We start from the raw sequence: 1057 nt of genomic DNA, 5'->3' as shown, positions 1-1057 counted from the left end.
CGCCGCCGCTGTACGGCTTGCGGTCACCATAGGACGGGCGGCTGTCGCCACCGAAGCTGCGCTGGCCGCCACCTTCACGCGGAGCACGGTCACCATACGGCTTACGCTCGCCACCACCGAAGCCGCGCTGATCCCCGCCTTCACGCGGGGCACGATCGCCATACGGCTTACGCTCGCCGCCGCTGTACGGCTTGCGGTCACCATAGGACGGGCGGCTGTCGCCACCGAAGCTGCGCTGTCCCCCGCCTTCACGCGGAGCACGGTCACCATACGGCTTACGCTCGCCACCGCCGCTGTACGGCTTACGCTCACTGTTTCCGAAGCCGCGCTGATCCCCGCCCTCACGAGGAGCACGATCACCGTACGGCTTGCGGTCACGGTCTTCCCTGGAACGGAATCCGCGGGGATCGCCGCCCGAGTTGCTGGTGCCGCGGAAAGGAGCTCCGCCGGAACTGCGTCCGCCAGAGTTGCCGTGGGCCTTGCCGCCGCGGTTGCCATCATTGTGCTCAGCCATGCTGGAATCCTCCTGTTGTGAGCTGACCACTGGCGCAATCGCAGCCGCTCTGTTCCGTGTTTCGTTTCCTACGCAACCCGAAATCAAGCGCTTCGAAGTCCGTACATCTCCCCCAATTCTAGGCGAGCAACCCGCCACCGGCTAACGGCATCAGGTCGACGGGCGCCCGCGGTGGGAAGTCTCACAACCTCCCGTGGCACTTCTGTCAGCGGCCGCCGGCTGGCGGGCAGTTGGGTGGCTGACGGAGGCTGCGGCGTTGTTCCTCGTCTCCTGCCCTGGACTTGTCCTGGTCTGAGTCCGGGCCTCTCGTCCTGCCCGCGCTCCGGGTCGGGGACCCCGAGCCTGCAGGGGGTCGTTAAATGCGGGAGGACCCCAACCTGGTGGTTGGGGTCCTCGACCGTTAATGGTGTTCCGGCGGTGACCTACTCTCCCACACCCTCCCGGGTGCAGTACCATCGGCGCTGTGGGTCTTAGCTTCCGGGTTCGGGATGGGACCGGGCGTTTCCCCCACGCTATGACCGCCGTAACCCTTGCTCCGCCACG

The 1057-nt window shown here is 66.8% G+C and carries 1 protein-coding gene and 1 rRNA gene; one reads left to right on the top strand and one right to left on the bottom strand.

Going from position 1 to position 1057, the window contains the following annotated elements:
- Positions 1-535, top strand: a 535-nt coding sequence (locus B5X90_RS21275) for a hypothetical protein (RefSeq protein ID WP_079553812.1), incomplete at its 5' end; no start/stop codon positions are given.
- 388 nt (positions 536-923) lie between these two features.
- Here B5X90_RS21275 and rrf read toward each other — a convergent pair.
- Positions 924-1040, bottom strand: a 5S ribosomal RNA gene (rrf, locus tag B5X90_RS13350).
- Between the last annotated feature and the right edge of the window lie 17 nt (positions 1041-1057).

Origin of the sequence: Arthrobacter sp. 49Tsu3.1M3 (genome assembly GCF_900168135.1) — a bacterium.
Lineage (GTDB): Bacteria > Actinomycetota > Actinomycetes > Actinomycetales > Micrococcaceae > Arthrobacter.
Note: the sequence above shows the minus strand (reverse complement) of the source record. Positions and strands in the feature narration are given on the sequence as shown.